The sequence below is a fragment of the Demequina sediminicola genome, assembly GCF_000975055.1.
Taxonomy (GTDB): domain Bacteria; phylum Actinomycetota; class Actinomycetes; order Actinomycetales; family Demequinaceae; genus Demequina; species Demequina sediminicola.
Genome location: NZ_BBRB01000001.1, coordinates 376598 through 400222, shown reverse-complemented (window position 1 = coordinate 400222; position 23625 = coordinate 376598). Strand labels below are relative to the sequence as shown.

Sequence of the window (23625 nt, the reverse complement as noted above, 5' to 3'; positions counted from 1 at the left end):
GAAGAAACTCTTGGTGGTGCTTCATGTGTGGCGCGGCTAGCGTCACCAGCATGACTTTCTTTGTAGGCCTGGGTTTGGGCCTCTCCCTCATCGCTGCCGTTGGCGCACAAAACGTCTTTGTTCTCCGTCAAGGCATCCGCCGTGAGCACGTGGTGGCAGTTGTGCTGGTGTGTGCGCTCTCCGATGCCGTGCTGATCGCGGCCGGCACAGCGGGCCTGGGTGCGATCATCGGTGCACATTCATGGATTGAGACGGTCGCCCGCATCGGCGGAGCGGTGTTCCTCGCGACGTATGCCGTCATGGCTGCCATGCGCGCGATGAAGGGCCCCGACAACGGACTCGATGTATCTACGGCGCCGAGTGCGGGCCCCACGATCTGGGCCGTGGCGCTGACGACGTTTGCGATCACGTGGCTCAACCCACACGTGTATCTCGACACCGTGGTGTTGCTGGGAACTGTCGCGGCGACCTATGGGGCCGAGAAGTGGCTCTTTGCCTTCGGGGCGATGACCGGCTCCCTCCTGTGGTTCACAGTGCTGGGATATGGAGCACGGCTCCTGTCCGGGGTGCTCGCGAGCCCGCGGGCCTGGGTCATTGTCGACTGGCTCGTGGCCGCGATGATGGCGCTTCTGGCAGTCCTGCTCATCCTTGGGCTCTGAGTATTGTGGGCTCTACGCTGTCACTATGGCCACTCTCTCCGACGCTGACGTCGTTCACCTTCGCGAGCGCTACGCCGCTGGGGAGCGTCAGGTGGACCTCGCTCGTGACTTCCAGATCGCGCAAACGACGGTCTCGGCGTTGGTGTCTGGGCGGATCCGCGCCGCCGCAGGTGGACCTCTTGCCACGCCGCAGCGCGCGCGGGCGCCGCGAAGCAAGCAGGGCGCGGCCAAGAAGCGCACCCGCATCACCGATGCTGTCGTGGCCGAAGTGAAGGAACGTGTCGCTGCTGGGGAGTCTCGAGTGGCTGTGGCCCAGGGGCTTGGTATCTCGAAAGCCAGCGTGGATTCGATTATGTCCGGCAGGCGTGGAGGTGCATCCGCAAGCCGCAGATCGGGCTCTCTGGACTCTGAGACGCGGGAGCGCATTCGTGCGGCGCATGCAGCAGGCACGTCACAGTCGGCGATCGCCCGCGACATCGGCACGAGTCAACAGATGGTGAGTAAGGTGCTCAGAACGACCGAGGGCTCGGCAGAGTCGTAACGCGCCTACAGGGGCTCTGCAATGACCGCGAGCCGCTTCCCCTGCGCGCGTGTCAACACGAGCGTCAGGCGCTCAGACCCGCGCAGTTTGAGTTTGGGGCGTAACTGCTCTGGGGTGATGTCAACGCCGCGCTTCTTGATGTCGACCGTGCCAACATTGCGAGCCGCCAACGCCGTCGCGATTGCTTTGGCATGCAGAGGCACCGTCTCGAGAATCCGATAGCCGCGCATGAACGCCGACTCGATCACGGCATCGGCCGTCAGATACGCGATTGACTCGTCAATGAGGTGAGCACCCGTCGCCTCCGCGACTTGGCCGATGAGCCCGGCACGAATCACGGCTCCGTCGGGTTCATAGAGGTACTCGCCCAGGGTCCCGGCATCGGCCCGATGTGTATCGCCGGTGAGGCGATGGGCCTGGCCGTCACGGATCACGAGAGCCGCGTGTCCTGGCTCGGAGGTAAGCGGGCCGCACCACAGTGCCGCCTCGACGACACTGCCGTTGACGCTCACCCATTCGGCTTCCACGCCGGAGGGAATTGCCTCGTGGGGGATCGCCGGGCCCACCTTGACCCCGAGGGCCTGGTGCACCTCCCGCAGCGCCAAGACGTCATCAAGGGCGGGGGAGTAGTCGCGAGGGTCATGACGCCGGCCACGGGCATTGCGGCGTGCAGGATCCGCGAAGAAGCCGTCAACGTCCAGATGCGCGGCGACCTGCATGGAGTCGGCGTGCACCACCTGTGAATCCGGCCAATGCCGCAGGTTGTGATCGGCCAGCAGAGCGGTGGCCTCATCGAGCTCGACAGCCGTCACTGAGATTCCCAGCGCACTCAGCGCCATCGCATCAGCGCCGATGCCGCACGTCAAGTCTGCAACGCGAGTGATCCCGGCATCGCGAAAACGGGCACCATGACGAGCCGCCACCTCAAGCCTTGTCGCTTGCTCGAGGCCGGCCTGTGTGAAGAGCATTCCTGCGGCGAAATCGCCAAACTTTGCCGAGGCATCGGCTCTCAGACGCGACTGCGTTAAAACGGCCGCGACAAGATCCGCGTCGACGCCCTGCTCCCGCATTGACGTGCCCAAGGCCAATGAGCGCTGCTCGTCATATTGAGGCAACGCGTCCACGAGTGCCAGGCCATCTGGGGTGGTCAGCATGCGTGCGGTGGCGGCATCCATGAGGTGAGTCTTTCACGGTGCGTGAACATCGGTGCCCATAGTTAGCACTCGGGGGGTGTGAGTGCTAAATTAGTGCGTGCTCCAGCAATGGAGCCCGTAGGTCCATAAGTCAACTCTGACCCCCGCGACGGCAGGGTAGACGCCAAGGACTGCGGCACACATCTGTCAAGGATTATGGAAGGTGAGGTCCGCTGTGTCGGTCTCTATCAAGCCTCTTGAGGACAAGGTCGTGGTGAAGCCCTCTGCCGCCGAGCAGACCACCGCGTCCGGACTCGTTATTCCCGATGCTGCCAAGGAGAAGCCCCAGGAGGGTGAAATCTTGGCAGTCGGCCAGGGTCGTTTCGACGACAACGGCAACCGCATCCCGCTGGACGTCGCGGTCGGTGACAAGGTCATCTACAGCAAGTACGGCGGCACCGAGGTGAAATATGGCGGCGAAGAGCTGCTGATTCTCTCGGCGCGTGATCTCCTCGGCGTGGTGCAGTAAGCACCTCTCACACCGAGAAAAGTAAGGCCCCGGACGACAATGTCGTCCGGGGCCTTCTTTGTTCGGGCGCTCGCAAGGGGGGCTAGCGGCGGCTCCGAACAGCTATCAGCATAGGGCCTAACTTGCCCGCTGCAAGCGGTTCACCAGCATTGAGTGGCGTTCGTCTTCACTGACTCCACCCCAGACTCCGAACGGCTCGCGAGCATCCATAGAGCGCTCGCGGCACATGTCCAAGACAGGGCACGTTTCGCAATAGGCCTTAGCGGCTTCAGCGCGGCGGCGCCTCGCTGCGCCACGTTCCCCCTCGGGGTGGAAAAAGAGATCGGGGTCTGCCTCGCGGCAAGCTCCGCTGTACTGCCACTCCCACTGGTCCTGCGTTGGTGCCGGGAGTTTCGCGACTGTACTCATGGCGCTCCTTACATCGTGTCGGGCTGACGCACCGCGACCCACCATTGCGTCACGGGCTGTGTGTAATTGTTCGCTCCTCAGCGTTATCGACTCCAACCGCCGATAACCAGGTGAAACGTTGCCATCTCTCCTATTTGTACTCTCTCATTTGCGCCTTGGCTACCCCCAATTCTGTGAACTCTGAGCGAACTTTGAAGTGTTCGCTCCCGACACCGCGACGCAATACACTTGCGCAATGGCGCCAGTTGAGAACAATCCCTTCAGTTTCACCGGTCTGACCTACGACGACGTCCTCCTCCTGCCCGGGCAAAGCGACGTCATCCCCTCCGAGGTCAACACCACCACCCGCCTCACGCGCGGCATCTCACTCGAGATTCCCCTGCTGAGCGCGGCCATGGACACCGTGACCGAAGCCCGTATGGCCATTGCTATGGCACGTCAGGGTGGCATCGGTGTTCTGCACCGCAACTTGTCGATCGCCGACCAAGCGCACCAGGTGGAGATCGTCAAGCGCTCCGAATCCGGCATGATCACCGACCCCGTCACCGTGGGGCCCGAGGCGACACTCACTGAACTCGATGCCCTCTGTGGCAAGTACCGAGTCTCCGGGTTGCCCGTTGTTGACGAAGACCGCCGTCTCCTGGGCATCATCACCAACCGCGACCTCCGCTTTGTGGACCACGACGCCTACGACGGACTCAAGGTCCGCGAAGCCATGACGCCCATGCCCCTCGTCACCGCGCACGAAGGCATCTCCAACTCCGAGGCTGCTGAACTGCTCGCGCAGCACAAGGTCGAGAAGCTTCCCCTCGTCGACGAGGCAGGCCGCCTCACCGGACTGATTACAGTCAAGGACTTCGTCAAGACGGAGCGCTATCCCAAGGCCACCAAGGATGAGCAGGGGCGCCTTCGCGTGGCTGCCGCCGTGGGCTTCTACGGCGACGCCTGGGAGCGTGCTACCGCGCTGGTCGAGGCCGGCGTGGATGCGCTCGTTGTCGACACCGCTCACGGTCACGCACAAGCGATGATCGACATGATCTCCCGGCTCAAGTCCGACCCGACCACCAGCCACGTGCAGGTCATCGGCGGCAATGTCGCGACCCGTGAGGGCGCACAGGCACTGGTCGACGCAGGCGTGGACGCCGTCAAGGTAGGCGTTGGACCGGGTTCGATCTGTACCACGCGAGTGGTCGCAGGTGTCGGTGTCCCGCAGGTGACAGCAGTGTGGGAGGCATACCAAGCAGCGGGCCCCGCGGGCGTTCCCGTGATCGCCGACGGCGGACTCCAGTACTCGGGTGACATCGCCAAGGCACTAGTTGCCGGGGCGGAGTCAGTGATGATCGGTTCGTTGTTTGCTGGCTGCGCCGAGGCGCCTGGCGACCTCGTGCTCGTCGGCGGCAAGCAGTACAAGATGTACCGCGGAATGGGCTCCATGGGGGCCATGGCATCGCGAGGCCGAGTCTCGTACTCCAAGGACCGCTACTTCCAGTCGGACGCCCCGAGCGACGACGACATCATTCCCGAGGGCATTGAGGGCCGCGTGCCGTTCAAGGGATCGCTCCACGATGTTGCACGTCAGTTGGTGGGTGGCCTTGGGCAGTCGATGTTCTACGTCGGTGCACGCACAGTCGACGAGTTGCGTTCGCGCGGCAAGTTTGTGCGAATCACCCCGGCCGGCCTCAAGGAATCTCACCCCCACGACATCCAGATGACGGTCGAGGCGCCCAACTACACCGGGCGTTGATGACAACAGCCTGAGACATCGTGGAGATCACCTGGCAGTTGCTTGCGCTCCTGGCGCTCGTCGCGTTAGTAGCCGGGTGTCTCGACACGCTCGCTGGTGGCGGCGGGTTGATTACGGTGCCCGCGCTGCTGCTGGCAGGTGTACCGCCACTGCAGGCGTTGGGCACTAACAAACTTCAAAGTTCCGCAGGAACGTTCATGGCAACCACGCAGGTGATCAAACGCCATGGGGTGAAGTGGGTCGATGTCAGACGGCCGATGCTGTGGGCGTTCGGCGGCTCGGCAGTGGGATCGGTCGTGATTCAGTTCGTATCGACCGATGCGTTGGAGATCGTGATCCCCGTGGTCCTCGCGATCATCGCGGCGTACTTCTTGTTTGTGCCAAAGTCTCACGAGCCTCCCGCTCATACCCGCATCGGTGCGAAGGCGTATCGTCGGACCGTGGTCCCGGCCATCGGCGCCTATGACGGGGCCTTCGGTCCCGGCACTGGTTCCCTGTTTGCGCTCTCTGGAGTGGCGTTGCGGGCGCTGCCCCTGAGGCGCTCCACAGCCACTGCCAAGACGCTGAACTTCGCCACCAACTTTGCTTCGCTGCTGGTGTTCGCAGTTGCTGGCCAAATGGTGTGGATCGTCGGCGGGGTCATGGTCGTGGGTCAACTCATTGGCGCCTACATCGGGTCGCACTTGCTCTTGCGTGTCTCGCCGATAGTCCTTCGAGTCCTCATCGTGGTCGTGTCCCTCACGATGCTGTGGAACGTGCTCGCGAACTGATCTAGCCCTCGCTGCGACCCCACCGCGCTCACTGCGACCCCATCGCCATCACTTTGAACCAAAGAATGCCGTGGCACGCCGATGGCAGCACGCCGAGCAGCCGTCATATGCGGCGTGTTGGTGTCACCTTTGGTTCAAAGTGTCGGGGAAGGGTGAGGGGTTTATGGGTAGAGGCCGCGAAGCTTGTGAGCTTCGAGCACTCGGCTCACCGACAGCGCTGTGGCTGCCTCGCGGTACGTCAACGAATGTGCGCCCGCGTAATCGGCGACATCGCGCCAGCCACGCGTCATCCGCTCCTCGAGGCGGTCACGGACCTCAGCCTCACGCCACTGGTATGCCTGGTTCGACTGCACCCATTCAAAGTAGGAGACGATGACACCGCCAGCGTTGGCCAAGATGTCAGGGACAATCGTGACGCCTCGTGTCGTCAGGATCTCGTCAGCCGCTTGGGTAGTCGGACCGTTCGCACCTTCGACAACGATCGACGCTTGAACGTCGTGAGCATTGTGTTCCGTCAGCACCCCTTCAATAGCCGCTGGCACCAAGACATCGACATCGAGCGTCAACAGATCCGCGGGGGCGAGAGGTTCTGCGCCGTCGAAGCCTGACACAGTGCCCTCACGGTCCACGTGCGCACTGAGCCGCGAGATATCAAGGCCGTCCGGAGCGAACACGGCGCCATCCACATCGGACACGGCCTTGACGCTCACGCCCGCCTCATTCAACAGACGCGCTGCATCGCGGCCCACCTTTCCGAAACCCTGAACTGCCGCGCTGGCCTTGCTTGCCTCCATACCGGTGCTTGACAGCGCCATGAGCGCCACGTGTGCAACGCCGCGGGATGTTGCGGTGGCGCGACCAAGGGAACCACCGAGGGAAATGGGCTTACCTGTGACCACTCCCGGAACGGTGTACCCCTTGGTAGTGGAGTAGGTGTCCATGATCCAGGCCATGGTGCGCTCATCCGTGCCGATGTCGGGGGCTGGGATATCCATATCGGGGCCGATGATGGGCAGGATCTCGGACGTATAGCGGCGAGTCACGCGCTCCAATTCACCATCAGAGTGGTCGCGGGGTTCGATAGCGATTCCACCCTTAGCGCCGCCATACGGCACGTCAACGAGCGCGCACTTCCACGACATCCACATGGCGAGAGCCCGGACTTCGTCCAGGTCGACCGCCGTGGAGTACCGCAGACCACCTTTGGCTGGTCCGCGAGACAGATTGTGTTGCACGCGATAGCCGGAGTACACCGCAGTGGTGCCGTCATCTCGGCGCAAAGGAACTGCGACCTGAAGTTCACGCCGCGGCATCGCTAGCATCTCGTGCAGACCTGGGGGACATTTCAAGTGAGCGACGGCCGCAGCCAATTGAGCTTGCGCATCGTCTAGGGGACCACCTGTAGGGATGGGGTCTGCACTGCTAATCGCGGTCATGCACGCCTCCTCGTTGAGTCACTTCGACTCTAACGTGCAGCACGGGTGCGTGCGGAACCCGACTCAGGTCGCGGCGACTGGCCATTCAGGTTGAGGGAGATCTTCCGTGCGGCCCTTAGACCGGAGCCAGGCGGCAAAATCGGTGGCCCAGACACGGTGCGCTTCTACCTGTTGCCCCTGGAGATCAGCGACCTCGACGGTAGCGAGCGCGGTGTGCGCCTTTGCCATGGCGGGTAAGAGATCAAGGGTGGCCGCGACATCGGCATCCGCTGCATGCAGGTCGTCAGCAACCACAGAAACCCCATAGTGCTCGCACATATTGATGAGTTTGCGAGGCCCGCGGCGGTAGCGATCCAAGTGACGGTCAAGCACGAGGGGGTCAACGACGGGTCCCACCGTGCCACTGGGCAGACGGGAGGCGAGTGAGGCCAGCCCGTGGCGGGCCAACTCGTTCTCCACGATGGTGAGGTCATATTGGGCGTTGAACGCGACCACAGGAAACCCCGCCGCCATCGCGGAGGCGAGGACCGAGGCGATCTCTTCCAAAGCATCGGCTGGGCTGACGCCGTTTTCCCGGGCGTAAGCGGTGGTGATGCCGTGAACCTCGGTGGCGCGTTCAGGAATGTCGATACCCGGATCGATCAGCCATGTCCGTGTGGTGGTCTCCTCGCCCGTTCGGGTGAGGATGGCGGCGGTCACGATCCGATCCTTGGACGTCGACACTCCCGTCGTTTCAGTGTCAAAGCCCACCAAGGTCTCGTCTAACCAACTCATGGGGACACTCTGCCACGAGCAACAGACATCGACCGCCCGATCAGCCCCTACGGCGTCGCGTAGTCGCCGATGTGGGCGTCCAAGATCCACCACAGGTCTTCTGAGCGCGACGCACTGTCAACAAATTGATCGTCAGTGATGAGCATCCACAAGTTCTCGCCAGCCCCCTCATTCCAGGTGGAGTCCAGCGCGAGCCAATCGCCGTCAATGTTGACCTTGTTCCACGCGTGCCGCCCGCCGGCATCCACAGTGCCCGTGACATAGCGGACATCAAGCCCCGCCTCCCACGCCATCACCGTGTACGCCATGGAGAAGCTTGCGCACACCACTGCGTCGGTGTCGAAAACACCGTTGGCTTCCCATGCGTGCCGAAGGTCGTTGGCGTCCTTGAACTCGTCCCACGTCATTGCTTGGGCCGAGGATTCGAACTGGACCGCGAGGTCGAGGGTGTTGTAGTCGTAATCCACCTTGTCTGCAATCCAGTTGTTGATTGCGATGGCAGATTCGCGATCGGAAGCCCCGTCCGGCACAGCGGCGGCGACTGCCTCCTTGACATCGGCCGCGAGGTCCGCTTGATGCTCCTGATACACCCCGTCTTCGTACGAGTAGTCGACGTAGAGGATGGACTCTGAAGCGCTGAACGCATCGGCGTATGCATAAGGGTTCTGAGATGCGGCTTCGTCCACGGCGTCCCATAGGTCAGGGAGTCCTGGCTGATCCGTCCACCCGCTGATGTCAATCGCTTCGGTTCGGGCCAGCAGGTGTGCGGCGACGAACTCAACGAATGGGTGTGAGCCCGGCTGCATGGGGTAGTCGACCGCGGGCGCTATCTTCTTGACTTCTGCTTCCGGGAGTTCAAAAATCTGCACCGTCGTTTCGGTGGCGCCTGTCGGGGGTGCTTGCGCGATTGAGTACGCGTTGAAGTCCTCGATGAACTCGATGGCGCTACTCGTGGAGTCCGCTTTGATATTGACCGGTGTGCCCAGACGGGACCCGGACGCGAAGAGGCCTACTTGGAACCATGTCTCACCGTCGCGCTCGTCCGGATCGCTGAGCGTGGCGCTACCGAGCAAAGCGGTGGTGTCGGTGGAGTCTCCGCTGAGTAGCGAGATTGGCACGGTGGTGGGGACGTCTTCGACAGTCGCGAAGTCTGGGCCGAGGAGTTCCTCGCCAGTCTTGTTGTCGGGATAGGCCTCATCCCAGGCGTTGTAGGCAAAGCTGTACGGAAGGTCGGCCGCGATGTCCGAGGCATCGGTGGCGCCGAGCGCTGAACCCCACCAATCCGTGGAACCGTCGTCAGCATTCATCAAGGCGACAACCGCATACTCGAACTCGACGTAGGGATCGCTTTGGGCATCGTCGGTGTCTGCGTCATCGTCGGTGTGAATCGCTAACTGCATTGACTCGTTCTGGTTGCGATAAAAGTAGTAGAGATCATCGGTCAGTACATCGGACCCAAACGACTCAGAGGCGCGCCACCAGTTCTCGAAGGACGCACCTACCACCTCGTACTGGCGTTGCAGGAAGTTGCCGTCCTCGTCGTGCTGAGCCCACGTCTTGATGACGGCGTAACTCTTGGCGCCGTCGATGGGCTCCCAGTCGGCCCGCAAGGTTCCGGGCGAATCCGGATCTACAGACCAGGCAACGCGCGGGGTGTCGAGGTGGTGGGTGAAGTTGAATTGGGACACGATGGGCGCGTCGAGCGGCTCGGCGTTTTCGTCAACGTGGCGTACCAGGAAGTAGTTGTCCCTCAAACCCCAGCCTTCACATTCTGCGCTGAGCGGCTCTGACCCTGGAACGAGTTCCGTGTAGTTGTCCCGGATCTGGAACACCTCAGTTGGCGTCTCGATGCCGGCCGCTTCACGGTAGTCCGCGCTGTATTGCGCAGCGATGGTCGGGCACTCGACGGCGTCGATTTCCCACCCCTCACCTTCCGGTGAGTTTGTGACGCGGAGGTTGACCCTCTTGGTCAGGGCGGCATCCGCGTAGAGTTCGAAACCCCAGTTGGTTGCGTAGGGCAAAGGCACGTTTGCGCCGGCCGGGGCTTCGGCACGCCGCACGGTTGCGGGGAAGTGAATGGTGGCTGAGCGGTCCTCAATGCCAGTGATGGGGGTGGTGTAGAGATACCCAGTGTCCGCTTGTTCGCAGACGGGTTCCGCGATGGTCGCATCGGCAAACGCGGCCTGCTCGATGAGGGGGACGTCTTCCGTTCCGCACAGGGGTAGTCCCGAGGTGCCTTGGTTGTCGCCGCCGGCGAGACCGCCTCCGTTGCCGAAGTCGTTTGCGTTGTACCAAATGATGCCGGTGGCAGCGAGAAGTAGCACCATCGCTCCACTCACGGAGCTCACGATGATGGCGGTGCGGCGTTTGTGGGGCTTGAGCGAAGCCGATGTTGGGGGCACCTGGGGTGCGGCCTGGTGGGACGCTGGCTGTGGCTGTGGCTGTGGCTGTGGCTGTGGCTGTGGCTGTGGCTGTGGCTGCGGCGGTGCGGCGGTGTGCGGATTGTGGGTGTGGCCAGTCCATTGTTGACCGTCCCAGTAGCGCAGCACTCCAGTGTGCGGTGCGTACGGGTCGTTGTACCAGCCTGCGGGCGTGGGCGCGTTCATGATGTTCCCCCTGTGAAGTCTTTCCGACGGTGGTGCGGCACCGATGGCTATACCGTAGCGAACCTTGGGTGATGTGGTGAGCGCGTCTGTGCCTGCAGGTTTATCCGTGCGGGCGATAGGGTGGGGTGGTGAGCAACGAGATCGAGATTGGCCGCGGCAAACGCGGTCGCCGCGCCTTTTCCTTTGATGACATCGCTGTGGTGCCTTCGCGCCGTACGCGCGACCCTAGGCAGGTGTCGCTGAACTGGCAGATCGATGCCTTCCAGTTCGAGATTCCTGTGATTGCGGCGCCGATGGACTCCGTCATGAGTCCGGCGACTGCGATTGCGCTTGGGCGGCTTGGTGGTCTGGGTGTGCTCGATCTTGAAGGGCTGTGGACTCGCTACGAGGACCCGACGTCGCTGCTGAACGAGATTGCCCAGCTTGATGGGGCCGCGGCCACTGCGCGCATGCAGGAGATCTACCGCGAGCCCATCAAGGATGAACTCATCACGGAGCGCCTGCGTGAGATCCGTGCGGCCGACGTCACTGTGGCGGGCGCGTTGAGCCCGCAACGTACTCAGGAACACTACGAGACGGTGCTGAAGGCTGGCGTGGACTTGTTCGTGATTCGTGGCACCACGGTGTCTGCGGAGCACGTGTCTGAACACGTGGAGCCGCTGAACCTCAAGAAGTTCATCTATGACCTCGATGTTCCCGTGATTGTGGGCGGTGCTGCCACCTACCAGGCGGGTCTGCACTTGATGCGCACTGGCGCTGCGGGCGTCCTGGTCGGATTCGGTGGCGGGTCTGCTCAGCGCACGCGCAACACTTTGGGTATTCACGCTCCCATGGCGACTGCGATCTCGGACGTTGCTGCTGCGCGGCGTGACTATCTGGACGAGTCCGGTGGGCGCTATGTGCACGTGATTGCTGATGGTGGCTTGGGCCGTGCGGGTGACATCGTGAAGGCCATCGCGTGTGGAGCCGATGCTGTGATGTTGGGTTCCGCGCTCGCGCGTTCGTCGGAGGCGCCAGGCGGTGGATTCCACTGGGGCCAGGAGGCTTACCACTCGGAGCTGCCGCGAGGTGCTCGCGTTGAGGTGGGGACCGGGGGCACGCTAGAAGAGATCTTGTCGGGCCCGGCGCAGTCCGCGGACGGCAGCACGAACATTATGGGTGCGCTCCGGCGCTCCATGGCGACCACGGGATACTCAGATCTCAAGGAGTTCCAGCGCGTCGACGTCGTCGTGTCGCCATACGATCCCGCATAGAGGTCACGGTGTTCGCACCTGCGAACGACAGTGAGTAGTCATCACACATGAGGGGAAGGTCAGATGATCGTCACGAGTGAAATGCGCACAACGGTCGTGGTGGCCGGTATCGCCGCCATGATTCTTGCCGGATGTTCGTCGAATGGGTCCAGCGACGCGAACGTCGCGGAGGTCGAGGACTCGGCGCTCGCGGACTATGTCGCATCCGAAGAAGCAACTGTTCCGGGATTGCTCGAGGATTTCGACGGGCTCTACACAGACATCAACATCGCCGCAGTGCCGCCCAGCACTGTCGAGTATGTCTACTACTACGCGGAGCCCATTGACCCCGATGCGGCTGTGGAGTACTTCGACGGAGCCATCGGCGAGATTCAAGACCTTTGCGATACGCAGGTGTTTCCCGGCATGGAAGCGGCCGGCATCGTCGATCCTGCCGTGACCTACATCTACTTCGATTCTGAAGGCACAGAACTGTGGGAGCACACCTTCACATCGTCGTGACGCTCGCCCGGTCAATCGTGCCCGTAGCGCGGGGTTAGGGTGAAGAGTCCGCGGTATTTTCGTGAGGCATGTCCGCTTTGCGGAATCTTCCCCCGCGGAGGATGGATGACTCTGATGAAGGCTCTACGATTTGAAGCATGGCACAACCCTCCTGTGCTCAAGGACATTGAGCGGCCCACTCCTGGCCCCGGTGAAGTCTTATTGAAGGTGGCTGGCGCAGGGGCGTGCCATTCAGACGTTTCCGTTTTTCAGGATTATGACGACGCGCTGCCGACTGCAAAACTCATGGCACCGGAGTACACGCTGGGGCACGAGAGCTCCGGTTGGGTCGAGGAAGTTGGCGAAGGCGTCCTCGGTGTCAATCGGGGCGAGGCATACCTTGTCTATGGCCCGATTGGGTGCGGCATGTGCGCCGCCTGTTCGCGCGGCCAGGACACCTACTGTGAGAACCAGTACACCAATCCGTATGCTGCGATCGGGCTCGGACGCGATGGTGGTATGGCGGAGTACATGGTGGTTCCTGCACGCAATCTGGTCGCGCTCGGCGACGCCGACCCCATTGCTGCTGCGCCACTGGCTGATGCTGGGCTGACGCCCTATCACGCGATCAAGAATGCGGCTCCTCACCTGGTGGGTGGCGGTCGCTACGCGCTCGTGATTGGACTCGGTGGCTTGGGTCAGGTTGCCGTTCAGATCCTCAAGGCGATCACTGGTGCCACGGTCATCGCCACGGACATGAAGGAAGATGCGATGGCGGCGGCCGAGGCCAACGGCGCTGTCACGGTGGCTGGCGGTGAGGGTCAGGCTGAGCGCATTCGCGAGATTACTGGCGGGACCGGCGTCAATGCGGTCTTTGACTTCGTCGGCATCACCTCCACCATCGAGTTAGCGCGCGCAGTAGTCGCCATTCAGGGTTCGGTGACCGTTGCGGGTATCGCCAATGGCTCGGTGGAGTGGAACTTCTTCACCACCCCCTACGAGTCGATCCTGACCAACACGTATTGGGGAACCATCGAGGACCTCCACGAGGTAGCGATGCTCTACCGCGATGGCCACATCACCATGGACATCACGACTTTCACCATGGACGAGGCCCTGACCGCCTACGAGAAGCTCATCAACCAGGAGATCCTGGGCCGCGCGGTCGTTGTGCCGCACTCCTAGGAGCGTTTCTCGCGACTACGTGACGGAGGGCCGATGTGACTACCCGCGCATCGGCCCTCCGTCACGTCTGTCGTCGTGCTCGACGTGGACGACTACTCGTTGTCTCCTCCAGTGTCCTGTGTGCCGGCCATAGCCTCGCGGGTCTCAGCCCCGGCATCGGGCCACACCCAGTTCGCTACCTCCGGAAGATCTGCGCCGTGAACGCGCGCATAGCGGCGCGCCGCCAAACGCTGGTCTGAGAGCCGTTGACGCAGTAGCGCCGCCCGCGTCCCTAGGCCCGGGACTCGGTCGATGACGTCCATCACCAAGTGGAACCGGTCGATGTCGTTGAGCATCGCCATATCAAAGGGCGTCGTGGTGGTGCCCTCCTCCTTGAAGCCACGGACGTGCAGATTTTCGTGACCGGTGCGGCGGTAAGTGAGGCGGTGGATGAGCCACGGGTAGCCGTGATAGTTGAAGATGATGGGCTTGTCCGTGGTGAAGAGTTGATCGAAGGCTTGGTCGCTCATGCCGTGCGGGTGCTCGCCTTCCGGTTGGAGACGCATGAGGTCGACGACGTTGATCATGCGAACTTTCAGGTCGGGAAGTTCGTGACGAATGATGTCGATGGCCGCAAGAATCTCTAGCGTCGGCACGTCCCCTGCCGCGGCCATCACCACGTCGGGTTCTTCGCCTGTCTCGACGTTGGAAGCGAAGTCCCAGATCCCCAGACCGCGTGTGCAGTGGTCCTCTGCCTGCTCCATGGTGAGCCACTGTGGGGCGGGCTGCTTGCCTGCGATCACGACGTTCACGTAGTCCCGGGAACGCAAGCAGTGGTCGTAGGTCGACAGCAACGTGTTGGCGTCGGCGGGGAGGTAGACCCGCACTACTTCGGCCTTCTTGTTCACGACGTGATCGATGAAGCCGGGGTCCTGATGTGAGAAGCCATTGTGGTCTTGGCGCCACACGTGGCTGGACAACAAGTAGTTCAGCGAGGCAATGGGCCGGCGCCAGGGGAGTTCCCGGGAGACCTTGAGCCACTTGGCGTGCTGGTTGAACATCGAGTCGATGATGTGAATGAACGCCTCATACGACGTGAACAGTCCGTGCCGCCCAGTCAGGAGGTAGCCCTCCAACCAGCCCTGGCATTGGTGCTCGGAAAGCATCTCGACAACCTGCCCCGAGGCTGCGGTGTGCGTGCCGTCGTCCTCGCGCTCGCCCTCCCAGACTTTGTCGGTCACCTCGAGCACTGCCTGGAGCCGGTTCGATGCCAGCTCATCGGGGGCGAAGATGCGGAAGTTGTCCATATTGGCTTCCATGACGGCGCGGAGGAACTCGCCGAGTTGACGTGTCGCCTCGACCGGGCCTGAGCCGGGGTTGGGGACGTCGACGGCAAAGTCTCGGAAGTCCGGCATCACCAGATCGCGGAGGACCAGCCCACCGTTGGTTTCGGGGCGTGCTGACATGCGTAGTTCGCCTTCAGGGGCGATAGCCCGAGTGGCGGCATACGGGGCGCCGCCATCGTCGAAGAGGTCGTCGGGATCGTAGGACCGCAGCCAGTCCTCGAGGGTCTGCAGGTGCGCATCTGTGTCGCGCGCATTGGACAGCGGCACTTGGTGAGCGCGCCACGAGCCCTCGGTGACCTCATCATCAATCTCGGGCGGGCACGTCCACCCCTTCGGCGTGCGGAACACGATCATCGGCCATGCGGGGCGCGGCATATCCGGATTGCTCGCCGCCTCCTCCTTGATCGCGGCAATCTCGTCCATGACGTCGTCGACCATCGCCGCAAAGCGGGCGTGAATGGAAGCGTGAGGTTCTTCGTCGAACCCGGCGACAAACATGTGTGGGGTGTGGCCGTAGCCGCGCATCAGCGCCTCAAGCTCGTCATCGCCGATGCGGGCAAGCACCGTGGGGTTGGCGATCTTGTACCCGTTCAGGTGCAGGATCGGCAGCACCACACCATCGGTGGCGGGATTGATGAACTTGTTGGAGTGCCAACTGGTGGCGAGCGGGCCAGTCTCGGCCTCACCATCGCCGACAACGGCCGCCACCAGGAGGTCCGGGTTGTTGAAGGCAGCACCGTACGCATGAGACAGCGAATACCCGAGTTCGCCGCCCTCGTGAATCGAGCCAGGAGTCTCGGGGCCACGTGTGACGGGATTCCACCCGGGAAGGAGAACTGCGTGAACAGTCGCTTGAGGCCTTCCTCATCAGTAGAGATGTGGGGGTAGGTCTCCGTGTACGTGCCGTCGAGGAAGCTCGACGCCACCAAACCGGGACCGCCGTGGCCAGGGCCTGTGACATAGATCGTGGGCTGGTGGCGTGCGCGAATCATGCGGTTCAGGTGTGCGTAGAGGAAGTTCAGGCCGGGCGTGGTGCCCCAGTGCCCCACAAGCCGCGGCTTCACATGGTCGCGGCTCAGCGGCTCACGCAGCAGTGGGTTGTCGAGCAAATAAATTTGGCCAATGGACATGTAGTTCGTGGCACGCCACCACTTGTCGATCGCCTCAATCTCTTGATCTGTTGCTGATTCGGCAGTCCGGGACATCCACGTGCTCATGCTTGCCTCCATGATTGGGGAACACCATCGTCAACAGAATTCCACCTTGGACGCCAACCCGCACGGTGAAAGCCGCGGATCATTCCCGCGGATGATGGCTCACCCCGCAGGGCGTCGTTACAGTGGGTGCGCACGCTCAGTGGAGACCGGCAGAAATGGGGGCGCAGTGTCAGCGCTAGAAATTGACTCCTTGACCAAGTCCTATGGGGAAGTCCGCGCGCTCGACGGTGTGTCGTTCACCGTTCCGGCAGGTGAGATCTTTGGCTTTGTGGGCTCCAACGGAGCAGGCAAAACCACCACAATGCGCATAATCCTGGGCGTCCTCAACGCAGATGCGGGGGCTGTGCGGTGGAACGGGGACAGCATTGATCTGAAAGTACGCCGACGCATCGGCTACATGCCGGAAGAGCGTGGACTCTATCCGCGGATGAAGGTCGGCGAGCAGTTGACTTACCTGGCCCGTCTCCACGGGCTGAGTGCGACGGAAGCGCACCGTGCGACGGAGCACTGGACTGAAGTGCTGGGAGTTGACCACCGCCGCGGAGACGAAGTCGAAAAGCTGTCTCTTGGCAATCAGCAGCGTGTCCAACTGGCCTCCGCCTTGGTCCATGAGCCGGACATTCTTGTACTCGATGAGCCGTTCTCTGGACTTGACCCCGTCGCCGTGCGCGTCATGAGTGAAGTTTTGCGAGGCCAAGCCGATGCCGGGGTCCCCGTGATCTTCTCTTCCCACCAACTCGAACTGGTGGAGCGTATGTGTGACCGGGTGGGCATCGTCAAGGACGGTCGCCTGGTGGCGTTGGGAAGCATCGACGAACTGCGCGCAACCGAGCAACGTCAGTGGCGGCTGTCCGGAACCATGCCAGCAGGCTGGGCCGATGGTCGCATTGCCCAATGGCCCGGAGTCACCGTCGAACCCGACGGCCCCGGTGCGTGGTTGGTTAAAGCCGAACGCGACGATGCCGCCCAAGCCGTCGTGGCATCGGCTCTGTCCGTAGGGGTGGTGAGCGAGTTCACGCCAGTCCGTCCGTCGCTCACTGATCTGTTTGAAGGCGTCGTCAACGAGCAGGAGGTCGCAGCATGATGTGGCTCATCGCCCAGCGTGAATTCCGCACACGCACCTTCGCCAAAGCGAACCTGATCGTGTCCGCCATCACCATCGTGCTCGTGATCGGCGGTGCGTTGATCGCCAAGCCGTTCCTGTCCGAAGAGGAAGACGCCAAACTTGTCGAAGTAGGCCCGGGCGCAGAAACGCTGATCCCCTATCTGGAAGCCGAAGCACAGGCGCGTAACGCCCTTGTGGTCTTCGAGCCCGTCAATGCCACCGACCTTGGTGAGACTCCGGATGAGGATCTGGAACTGCCTGACGGCACCACAGCAATCCTCGTGGGCCCGGCCGCTCAACCAGTGCTGTACCTGGAGGACGCCGACGAAGAAGTGATGTCGATCGCAAGCGACGCTAGCCGAGACATGGTGCTAGACCGGGCTCTGACCGACCTTGGCGGCGATACGGCAGAGGTCAGCGAAGCCATCGCTCAAGCAGTCCCGAGTATCACCATCGTGGGGGACTCAGGAGAATTTGACTCAGGCCAGTTCTTTGCCGGCATGGTGGTGATCCTGCTGCTGTTCTTTGTGCTGATCCAGAGTGCCTCCGTAATCATGATGGGCGTGGTGGAGGAGAAGTCCTCGCGGGTCGTGGAAATTCTTCTGGCCACCGTGAAGCCGGCGACACTGTTGGGTGGCAAGGTCCTGGGAGTGGGGCTGTACTCGCTCGTGCAAGCCGCCACCATGCTGATACCGCTCTTGTTTGCCGGCTGGTACCTGGACCTCTTCACCACGCTCGACATGGAAGCAGGGCCCTTGGTCGCGAACTTTGTGATCTGGTTCCTGCTCGGATTCGCGATCTACACGGTGTTCTTTGGCGGCATCGCGGCTTTGGTGTCGCGGCAGGAGGACATCGGCGCAGTGACGACCCCCATGATGTTCCTCATGATGGTGCCGCTCTACCTGTCGATCTACCTAGTGCCGAACAACCCCGATGGTGTCGCCACCACAGTGTTGACGCAGGTGCCGTTCTTCGCGCCGTTCCTGGTCCCGATGCGCGCCGCCTTCGGCACCATCAGTACCGGGGAGACAGTATTGGCGATCGGAATCTGCCTGGTCACGATCCCGATTCTGACGTGGATTGCAGGCAAGGTTTACGCCGGCGCCGTGCTCAACACGGGCGGGCGAATGAAGTTCCGTGAGGCCTTTGCACGCGGCTGATACACCAGGCATGGATAGTGCAGGTGGGAGCGCGCTCTAACTGAGAGTCTCGGAGAGTTCCAGCCAGCGCTCCTCGAGTTGCGACGTCTCGTCAGCAAAGTCCTTCAGCTGCTTGTTCATCTCGCCCAGCGCCTCGAAGTCGCTCTGGTCGTGATCGGCCATCTTCTTGTGTACCGCGGCCGCATCCCGGTCGAGGCGCTTGATGCGACGCTCCACCGCCGACAGTTCCTTTTCAAGAGCGCGACGCTCGGCGCCAGACACCGAACTCGCACCAGCATCGGCCGCTCCCGAACCAAACGTGCCCACACCACCAGCCCCAGCCCGGCGCTCGCGAGTGAGGTTCACGTACTCGTCAATGCCGCCCGGAAGGTGGCGGAGGCCGCCATCCACAACTGCGTATTGCTGATCCGTGACGCGCTCCAGCAAGTAGCGATCGTGACTGACCACCAACAAGGTGCCGGGCCACGAATCGAGCAGATCTTCCATCGCCGCCAGCACGTCGGTGTCGAGGTCGTTGGTGGGCTCATCCAGCACCAGAACGTTGGGTTCCGTGAGCAGCACCATCAGCAACTGGAGGCGGCGGCGTTGGCCACCGGAGAGGCGTCCCACCTGGGTCTTGAGTTGCGCACTCGTGAAGCCCAGACGCTCCAGCAACTGGGTGGGCGTCATGTCCGAACCATCGGAGAGCTCAATGTAGCGGTAGCGCTTGACCAGCGCCGAGACGCGCTCCTCGGCCACATCGTCCAACTCGGCGAGCTGCTGCGACAACGTCGCGACGCGAACGGTCTTGCCCGTCTTGACTCGGCCCGAGGTCGGCTCAAGATCGCCGGTAATGAGTTTCAGCAACGTCGACTTACCGGCACCATTCGTACCCAGGATGCCCGTGCGCTCACCAGGACCGATGTTCCAATCCACCTCGCTGAGCACCTCACGGGTGCCGCCATCGACAGTGGGGTACGACACCGAGCAGCGGATGAGTTCCACGACATCTTTGCCGAGGCGCGAAGCCGCCATGCGGGCAAGTTGAACCTTGTCGCGCACCGGGGGCACATCAGCAATCAATGTGTTGGCGGCGTCAATACGGAACTTAGGCTTCGACGTCCGGGCAGGAGCACCGCGCTGTAGCCACGCGAGTTCCTTGCGCATCAGGTTCTGGCGCTTGGACTCCGTGGCTGCCGCAATCCGGTCGCGCTCGACGCGTTGCAGCACGTACGCCGCATAGCCGCCCTCGTACTGATCAAGCGTAGCGTCGTGCACTTCCCACGTGTCAGTGGTGACAGCGTCGAGGAACCACCGGTCGTGCGTGACAACGGCAAGGGCGCCACGACCCCTGGCCCAACGGCGATTCAAGTGCTCGGCAAGCCACGCCACGCCATCAACATCGAGGTGGTTCGTCGGCTCGTCCAGAAAGACAACATCGTGTTCGCCCACCAATACGTGCGCGAGAGCGACGCGACGCTGTTGTCCACCAGAGAGGTTCCCCACAATGGCATCGGCCGGTAGGTCCGGCACCAAGCCAGACATGATGTCGCGGACGCGAGGGTCCGATGCCCACTCATGCGTGTCCGCATCGCCCACGATCGCCTCGACAACGGTCAACGACCCATCGACGTGGTCCGACTGGTCCAACACACTCACGGTGGTACCGCGCGACGTGGTGACAAAGCCACCGTGAGGTTCCAGCCGTCCCGCCAAGATCGCCATGAGAGACGACTTACCAGCACCGTTAGCGCCGACAATGCCAATGCGATTGCCGTCTTCCAAACCAATGGTGATGTCGTCAAGCACCGTGCCGGTGCCGAAGTCCAGGTGGACGCCTTGCGCGCCAATGAGATGAGCCACCTGTCAAGGGTAGGTGCCTGCGCGCTGTCTCGGGTGCGCGGGCACCTGCGCCAAGTGCTGGCTGCTACCCAGCGGCAGCAGCAGCGATGGACTGCGTAGCAATTTCACGCTCTTCGTTGGTGGGAATCACCCACACCTGAATGCGCGAGTCATCGGTGCTGATCAGGCGCGCGCCCTTGGAGCGGGTGGTGTTGCGCGTTTCGTCGATCTTGATGCCCAGTTCTTCGAGGCCTGCTAGCGAGCCAGCGCGGACGACGGCGTCGTTCTCTCCTACCCCTGCGGTGAAGGTGATGGCGTCGAGGTGGCCCAACTGTGCGTAGTACTGGCCCACGTAGCCGCGGATGCGCCGGCAGTAGACCTCCATGGCGACAGTGGCCTCGTGGGAGCCGTCTGCGATGGCGGCATTGACGTCGCGCATGTCCGAGAATCCGGTGAGGCCGACCATGCCGGACTTGCGGTTGAGCAGTGTGTCGATGTCGTCGACGCTCATGCCCGCGGTGCGGGCCAGGTGGGTGACGACTGCGGCATCAATGTCGCCGGTCCGGGTGCCCATGACGAGGCCCTCGAGCGGCGTGAGACCCATGGACGTGTCTACGGAGACGCCACCGGCAACGGCGCAGGCCGATGCTCCATTGCCGAGGTGCAACACGATGGTGTTGACGTCCTCGACGGGACGGTCCATGAGCCGCGCGGTCTCGCGGGAGACGTAGGCGTGTGAGGTGCCGTGGAAGCCGTAGCGGCGGACGCCGTAGGTCGCGGCGATGTCGCGGTCGATGGCGTAGGTGTAGGCAGCTTCCGGGAGCGTCGCGTGGAAGGCGGTGTCGAAGATTGCGACGTGGTGAAGGTGCGGGAAGGCCGCTCGTGCGGCAGAGATTCCCGCGAGGTTCGCAGGAATGTGAAGAGGGCCGAGTGGGGCTAGCCGGGTGATGGTGCGTTCGACGGCGTCGTCGATGATCGTTGGTGCAGAGAATTCCTCGCCACCGTGAAGAACTCGGTGACCCACCACAGTGATGTCTGCAACGTTCACACCTGAACCGGGGGCGTTGAGCGACGCAATGACCTCCTGTACGCCCTCTCTGTGGTCCGTCACGCGCTCTACGAGGCCAACAGCCAGAGGCTCCTCGCGGGTGGTGTCAACCACCTGGTACTTGATGGAACTGGATCCACAGTTGAGGACCAGTGCGATCCCATCGATGTTCGCGCTCACGCGTTGTCCTCCTTGGCGGCGAGGTTCTTCTTGTCCTCAAGGCCTTGTGCTTGGATCGCGGTGATCGCGACAGTGTTGACGATGTCTTGGACGAGTGCCCCGCGGGACAAGTCGTTGACGGGTTGGCGGAGACCCTGCAGGACGGGGCCGACGGCGACGGCGCCTGCCGAGCGTTGCACAGCCTTGTACGTGTTGTTTCCGGTGTTCAGGTCGGGGAACACCAGCACGGTGGCTTGACCGGCAACGGGGGAGTTGGGTGCCTTTGATGCGGCAACGGAAGGCTCCACGGCGGCATCGTATTGCATTGGGCCGTCGACGAGGAGGTCGGGGCGGCGCTCCCGGACGATGCGGGTGGCTTCGCGGACCTTGTCGACATCTTGTCCGGATCCTGACTCGCCGGTGGAGTATGACAGCATCGCGACGCGGGGTTCGATGTGGAACTGCGCGGCCGTCTCCGCGGAGGAGATGGCGATGTCGGCGAGCTGTTCCGCGGTGGGGTCGGGGTTCACCGCGCAGTCGCCGTAGACCAGAACGCGGTCGGACAGGCACATGAAGAAAACGGACGAGACGACGCCAACGTCGGGCGCGGTCTTGATGACGCGGAACGCTGGGGTGATGGTGTGGGCGGTGGTGTGCGCTGCGCCTGACACCATGCCGTCGGCAAGGCCTTCGAGGACCATCATGGTGCCGAAGTAGCTGACGTCCTGCACGAGTTCGCGGGCCTGTTCGACGGTGACGCCCTTGGAGGAGCGAATGTCCGCGTACTTCTGTGCGAAGCGCTCCACGAGTTCGGGGTCTTCGGGAGAGGTGATGGTGGCTGCATCAATATCGATACCGAGCTCCGCGGCCCGCTGACGGGTGGGGGCTTCGGGGCCGAGGATCGTGAGGTCAACGACGTCGCGGGTGAGGAGCGTAGATGCGGCGCGGAGGATGCGGTCGTCACTACCTTCCGGCAGGACGATGTGCTTGCGCGAGCTGCGTGCGCGCACCAGGAGGTCGTATTCGAACATCAGCGGTGTGACGACTTGCGTGTCCGCGACGTCGAGAAGGTTTGCGAGTGCTTCGAGGTCAATGTGACGTTCAAAGAGGCTGAGGGCGACGTCCGTCTTGACTGCGGATTCGCGTGACAGTCGGCCGCGAGTGTTCCAGCAGCGGTGCGCGGTCTCGTATGTTCCCAGTTCTGTGGTGATCACGGGTAGCGGTGACCCGAAGCCCGCGACGAGGTCCATCAACAGCGGCGGCGGGGTGTGTCCGCCATTGAGGATGATGCCGGACAGTGTGGGGAAACCCTCGGCCGCGTGGGCTGCCAGGAGGGCGATCAGAGCGTCGGTGCGGTCGCCGGGAGTGATGACGACGGCATCGTCTTTGAGGTGGTTCAACAAGTGCTCGGTGGACATGGCGCCCACCAGAACCTTGCGCACTTCGCGCGCCAACAGTGTGGCATCGCCGGAGATGAGCGTGCCGTCGACAGCTTCTGCCAGTGCGCTTAGTTGCGGTGCCTGGAGGAGGGCGTCCTCAGGAAGTGCGCCCATGACGAGGTCCGTGGGCAGGCTTGCGCGGACTGCATCGAGCTGGTCGGGGTCGCACCGGTTGGCGAATACTGCCGCGACGCGCGCATGTGAGTTGACCAACTCAGTGCGGGCCTGCTCGGCGACGCGCCCAACCTCGTCGGGAGTGCGCTCGCGGCCGTGCACGACCAGGGCGACGGGGGCGCCCAGGTTGGCGGCGATCCGGCCATTGAATTCGAGTTCTGCGGCAGCGGAGACGTCGGTGTAGTCGGTGCCGACGATGACAACCACGTCGCATCGGCGCTCTACCTCGCGGTAGCGAGACACGATGGTGGCGAGTGCCGCCTCCGTGTCGCGGTGCACGTCCTCATAGGTGACGCCCACGGCGTCCTCGTAGGACTGGCCGACGCTGTTGAGGTCAAGCAGTAAGTCCAGGACAAAGTCTGAACCGTCCGCGACACGAGCCACCGGACGGAAGATGCCTACCCGTTCTGCTGTGCGTGCCAGCAAGGTCGTGATTCCTAGGGCGACGGTTGACTTACCCGTGTCGCCCTCTGCCGATGCGATGTAGATGCTCCTAGCCACGGCACCATCCTTCCATGCTGGGACGGTGTGCGCTTGTGACGGTAGTCCCAGGTGCTGCTTCCGGTGGAGGATATGCAGGCAACTGCGTACGCTGGTGTATCTGAGGGTTGGCGGAGGGGTGCCAATGGGGAAGCACAACAACGCAGGGGTGCGTTGTA

The 23625-nt window shown here is 62.7% G+C and carries 18 protein-coding genes and 1 pseudogene; 10 read left to right on the top strand and 9 right to left on the bottom strand.

What is annotated here, in order from left to right; all coding sequences use genetic code 11:
• Positions 1–50 precede the first annotated feature (50 nt).
• Positions 51–659: a LysE/ArgO family amino acid transporter gene (locus tag AOP79_RS01825; RefSeq protein WP_062070987.1), complete on the top strand. Its 609-nt coding sequence runs from the start codon at positions 51–53 to the stop codon at positions 657–659.
• Positions 660–684: 25 nt separating this feature from the next.
• Positions 685–1200 (top strand): hypothetical protein, encoded by a 516-nt coding sequence (locus AOP79_RS01820; protein ID WP_062069877.1) that lies wholly within the window; start codon positions 685–687, stop codon positions 1198–1200.
• A gap of 5 nt (positions 1201–1205) precedes the next feature.
• On the opposite strand, the gene AOP79_RS01815 is transcribed toward AOP79_RS01820, so the two are convergent.
• Positions 1206–2375: a THUMP-like domain-containing protein gene (locus tag AOP79_RS01815; protein WP_062069875.1), complete on the bottom strand. Its 1170-nt coding sequence runs from the start codon at positions 2373–2375 to the stop codon at positions 1206–1208.
• A gap of 193 nt (positions 2376–2568) precedes the next feature.
• Between AOP79_RS01815 and groES the strand changes: the two genes are divergently transcribed.
• Positions 2569–2862 carry a co-chaperone GroES gene (gene groES, locus AOP79_RS01810; RefSeq protein ID WP_062069873.1) on the top strand — a complete coding sequence of 98 codons (294 nt, stop codon included), beginning with the start codon at positions 2569–2571 and terminating at the stop codon, positions 2860–2862.
• A gap of 117 nt (positions 2863–2979) precedes the next feature.
• Here groES and AOP79_RS01805 read toward each other — a convergent pair whose 3' ends face one another.
• Positions 2980–3270, bottom strand: coding sequence for a WhiB family transcriptional regulator (locus AOP79_RS01805; protein WP_062069871.1), 291 nt, complete (start codon positions 3268–3270; stop codon positions 2980–2982).
• Between the two features lie 235 nt (positions 3271–3505).
• Between AOP79_RS01805 and guaB the strand changes: the two genes are divergently transcribed.
• Together guaB and AOP79_RS01795 are read left to right on the top strand one after the other, a co-directional pair.
• Complete coding sequence (gene guaB / locus AOP79_RS01800; protein ID WP_062070986.1) at positions 3506–5014, top strand: IMP dehydrogenase; 1509 nt, start codon at positions 3506–3508, stop codon at positions 5012–5014.
• A 20-nt stretch (positions 5015–5034) separates the two neighbouring features.
• Entirely contained in the window at positions 5035–5784 is a 750-nt protein-coding gene (locus AOP79_RS01795; RefSeq protein ID WP_062069870.1) for a TSUP family transporter, read from the top strand.
• A gap of 161 nt (positions 5785–5945) precedes the next feature.
• Here the strand turns inward: AOP79_RS01795 and AOP79_RS01790 are convergent, their stop codons facing one another.
• The 3 genes from AOP79_RS01790 to AOP79_RS01780 all read right to left on the bottom strand — a co-directional run bounded on the left by AOP79_RS01790 (position 5946) and on the right by AOP79_RS01780 (position 10600).
• Positions 5946–7220 carry a Glu/Leu/Phe/Val family dehydrogenase gene (locus AOP79_RS01790; RefSeq protein WP_062069868.1) on the bottom strand — a complete coding sequence of 425 codons (1275 nt, stop codon included), beginning with the start codon at positions 7218–7220 and terminating at the stop codon, positions 5946–5948.
• 63 nt (positions 7221–7283) lie between these two features.
• On the bottom strand, positions 7284–7994 hold the full coding sequence (locus AOP79_RS01785; protein WP_062069866.1) for an exonuclease domain-containing protein: 711 nt from the start codon (positions 7992–7994) through the stop codon (positions 7284–7286).
• A 47-nt stretch (positions 7995–8041) separates the two neighbouring features.
• Positions 8042–10600, bottom strand: a complete 2559-nt coding sequence (locus tag AOP79_RS01780; protein WP_082093271.1) for a transglutaminase domain-containing protein — start codon at positions 10598–10600, stop codon at positions 8042–8044.
• 128 nt (positions 10601–10728) lie between these two features.
• Between AOP79_RS01780 and AOP79_RS01775 the strand changes: the two genes are divergently transcribed.
• The 3 genes from AOP79_RS01775 to AOP79_RS01765 all read left to right on the top strand — a co-directional run bounded on the left by AOP79_RS01775 (position 10729) and on the right by AOP79_RS01765 (position 13518).
• Positions 10729–11853 (top strand): GuaB3 family IMP dehydrogenase-related protein, encoded by a 1125-nt coding sequence (locus tag AOP79_RS01775; protein WP_062069862.1) that lies wholly within the window; start codon positions 10729–10731, stop codon positions 11851–11853.
• Between the two features lie 63 nt (positions 11854–11916).
• A complete protein-coding gene (locus AOP79_RS01770; RefSeq protein ID WP_062069860.1) occupies positions 11917–12354 on the top strand; it encodes a hypothetical protein in 438 nt (145 codons plus the stop codon).
• A 114-nt stretch (positions 12355–12468) separates the two neighbouring features.
• Positions 12469–13518, top strand: a complete 1050-nt coding sequence (locus AOP79_RS01765; RefSeq protein WP_062070984.1) for an NAD(P)-dependent alcohol dehydrogenase — start codon at positions 12469–12471, stop codon at positions 13516–13518.
• A 92-nt stretch (positions 13519–13610) separates the two neighbouring features.
• On the opposite strand, the pseudogene AOP79_RS01760 reads toward AOP79_RS01765, so the two are convergent.
• Positions 13611–15973: pseudogene (locus AOP79_RS01760) on the bottom strand (phosphoketolase family protein).
• Positions 15974–16226: 253 nt separating this feature from the next.
• On the opposite strand from AOP79_RS01760, the gene AOP79_RS01755 reads away from it, so the two are divergent.
• Together AOP79_RS01755 and AOP79_RS01750 are read left to right on the top strand one after the other, a co-directional pair.
• Entirely contained in the window at positions 16227–17144 is a 918-nt protein-coding gene (locus tag AOP79_RS01755; RefSeq protein WP_062069855.1) for an ABC transporter ATP-binding protein, read from the top strand.
• Positions 17141–18325, top strand: a complete 1185-nt coding sequence (locus AOP79_RS01750) for an ABC transporter permease (protein ID WP_062069853.1) — start codon at positions 17141–17143, stop codon at positions 18323–18325. The genes AOP79_RS01755 and AOP79_RS01750 overlap by 4 nt, the downstream gene beginning before the upstream one ends.
• Positions 18326–18361: 36 nt before the next feature.
• On the opposite strand, the gene AOP79_RS01745 is transcribed toward AOP79_RS01750, so the two are convergent.
• The 3 genes from AOP79_RS01745 to pta all read right to left on the bottom strand — a co-directional run bounded on the left by AOP79_RS01745 (position 18362) and on the right by pta (position 23467).
• Positions 18362–20167 carry an ABC-F family ATP-binding cassette domain-containing protein gene (locus AOP79_RS01745; RefSeq protein ID WP_062069851.1) on the bottom strand — a complete coding sequence of 602 codons (1806 nt, stop codon included), beginning with the start codon at positions 20165–20167 and terminating at the stop codon, positions 18362–18364.
• A gap of 64 nt (positions 20168–20231) precedes the next feature.
• Positions 20232–21374 (bottom strand): acetate kinase, encoded by a 1143-nt coding sequence (locus tag AOP79_RS01740; protein WP_082093270.1) that lies wholly within the window; start codon positions 21372–21374, stop codon positions 20232–20234.
• Positions 21371–23467, bottom strand: a complete 2097-nt coding sequence (pta, locus tag AOP79_RS01735) for a phosphate acetyltransferase (RefSeq protein ID WP_201774426.1) — start codon at positions 23465–23467, stop codon at positions 21371–21373. Before pta ends, AOP79_RS01740 begins: the two co-directional genes overlap by 4 nt.
• Positions 23468–23625: the final 158 nt, after the last annotated feature.

Bases quoted from the DNA above. Each gene is read 5' to 3' on its own strand.
- AOP79_RS01825 (WP_062070987.1), top strand. From the start codon at position 51: ATGACTTTCTTTGTAGGCCTGGGTTTGGGCCTCTCCCTCATCGCTGCC.
- AOP79_RS01820 (WP_062069877.1), top strand. From the start codon at position 685: ATGGCCACTCTCTCCGACGCTGACGTCGTTCACCTTCGCGAGCGCTAC.
- AOP79_RS01815 (WP_062069875.1), bottom strand. From the start codon at position 2,375: ATGGATGCCGCCACCGCACGCATGCTGACCACCCCAGATGGCCTGGCA.
- AOP79_RS01805 (WP_062069871.1), bottom strand. From the start codon at position 3,270: ATGAGTACAGTCGCGAAACTCCCGGCACCAACGCAGGACCAGTGGGAG.
- guaB (WP_062070986.1), top strand. From the start codon at position 3,506: ATGGCGCCAGTTGAGAACAATCCCTTCAGTTTCACCGGTCTGACCTAC.
- AOP79_RS01790 (WP_062069868.1), bottom strand. From the start codon at position 7,220: ATGACCGCGATTAGCAGTGCAGACCCCATCCCTACAGGTGGTCCCCTA.
- AOP79_RS01785 (WP_062069866.1), bottom strand. From the start codon at position 7,994: ATGAGTTGGTTAGACGAGACCTTGGTGGGCTTTGACACTGAAACGACG.
- AOP79_RS01780 (WP_082093271.1), bottom strand. From the start codon at position 10,600: ATGAACGCGCCCACGCCCGCAGGCTGGTACAACGACCCGTACGCACCG.
- AOP79_RS01770 (WP_062069860.1), top strand. From the start codon at position 11,917: ATGATCGTCACGAGTGAAATGCGCACAACGGTCGTGGTGGCCGGTATC.
- AOP79_RS01765 (WP_062070984.1), top strand. From the start codon at position 12,469: ATGAAGGCTCTACGATTTGAAGCATGGCACAACCCTCCTGTGCTCAAG.
- AOP79_RS01750 (WP_062069853.1), top strand. From the start codon at position 17,141: ATGATGTGGCTCATCGCCCAGCGTGAATTCCGCACACGCACCTTCGCC.